Source organism: Mycobacterium sp. TH-M106, assembly GCF_057473765.1.
This window is the reverse complement of the sequence record NZ_JBYCLE010000068.1, coordinates 1-1234: the sequence shown is the minus strand read 5'-3', so window position 1 is coordinate 1234 and position 1234 is coordinate 1. Positions and strand designations below refer to the sequence as shown.

Genomic DNA, 1234 nt, shown 5'->3' with positions numbered 1-1234 from the left:
GGGCGCCGATGACGACGTCGCTTCGTGGATCGCCGCGGGAACGCCGCCCATTTGCTTCGGGTTCGGCAGCATCCCGGTCGAATCTCCCGCCGATACGCTTGCCATGATCGGCGCCGCGTGTGCGCGACTGGGCGAGCGGGCACTGGTCTGCGCCGGCTGGACCGATTTCAGCAGCGCCGCCCACTCCGACCACGTCAAAGTGGTGGGCCAGGTGAACTACGCGGCGATCTTTCCCGCCTGTCGTGCCGTCGTCCACCACGGCGGCGCGGGCACCACGGCCGCAGGCCTGCGCGCCGGTGTGCCCACGTTGATCCTCTGGATGGCAGACGTCCAGCTGATGTGGGGAGCTGCGGTCAAACGGCTGAAGGTGGGTACCGCGCGGCGCTTTTCGAGCGCTACCGAGGAATCGCTGGTCGCAGATCTGCGTCGGATCCTGGCCCCGGACTATGCGACCCGCGCCCGCGAGATGGCCACCCGGATGACCCGACCCGCCGAGAGCGTTGCGGACGCCGCTGATCGTGTGGAAGATTTCGCCCGGCTCGAGTGTGTTGGCTGAACACCCCGACCGTTCAGCTGGGGAAATGCGTCTGGTTCACGTGCTCGGCCACCCGCAGGGCGTTGGCCGCGACGGTCAAACTGGGGTTCAAGCCGGCGCTGGAGGGAAAGAACGACGCATCGACGACATAGAGATTGTCGACTTCGTGCGCCCGGTTGTGGGGATCGAGCACGCTGGTCGTGGGATCGGTACCGAAGCGGCAGGTGCCACAGACATGGCCGAGGGTCGAGTTGTTCGCGCCGGTCCGCAATGTCAGCGTGCGAAACGGCTTCAACACTTCTTTGATCTGCCGGATGAACACCCGGCGGCGTTGGGTCTCACTGGGGTGTAATCGATAGTGAAGTTGCAGCCGTTGGCGACCGTCAGTGCTGGGTCGATCGCTGGGCAGGACGCGATTGTCCAGATACGGCAGGTCTTCCATCATCGGGACAAGCACCAGCCCACCGTTGAAGAAGCGATCGTAGATCGGTCGCACCGCCGGGCTCATCATGCGCAGCATCCTTGGCTGCCAGCCGGGCTGGTTGACGAACATGTCCAGGGATGCGAGATTGGCCATCGCGCCGGCCGACTGGAGGGTGCCATATTTCTGCCCCTCCCAGAAGTAGAAGTCGTTGAGCCCGATCTCCTTGTTTTCGGCCGTGATCGTGCAGCCGCGTTCTGGCCAGAGCTCGATCCAGT

2 protein-coding genes are annotated in these 1234 nt (G+C 64.7%); one reads left to right on the top strand and one right to left on the bottom strand.

All coding sequences use genetic code 11. The annotated features are described in order from the left end of the window. The coding region (locus tag AC2VOP_RS02205; RefSeq protein ID WP_486959449.1) for a glycosyltransferase at window positions 1-556 on the top strand (556 nt) is incomplete at its 5' end. Window positions 557-569: 13 nt separating this feature from the next. Here AC2VOP_RS02205 and AC2VOP_RS02200 read toward each other — a convergent pair. Further along, a partial coding sequence (locus AC2VOP_RS02200) for a GMC family oxidoreductase (protein ID WP_486959448.1) occupies window positions 570-1234 on the bottom strand: 665 nt, incomplete at its 5' end.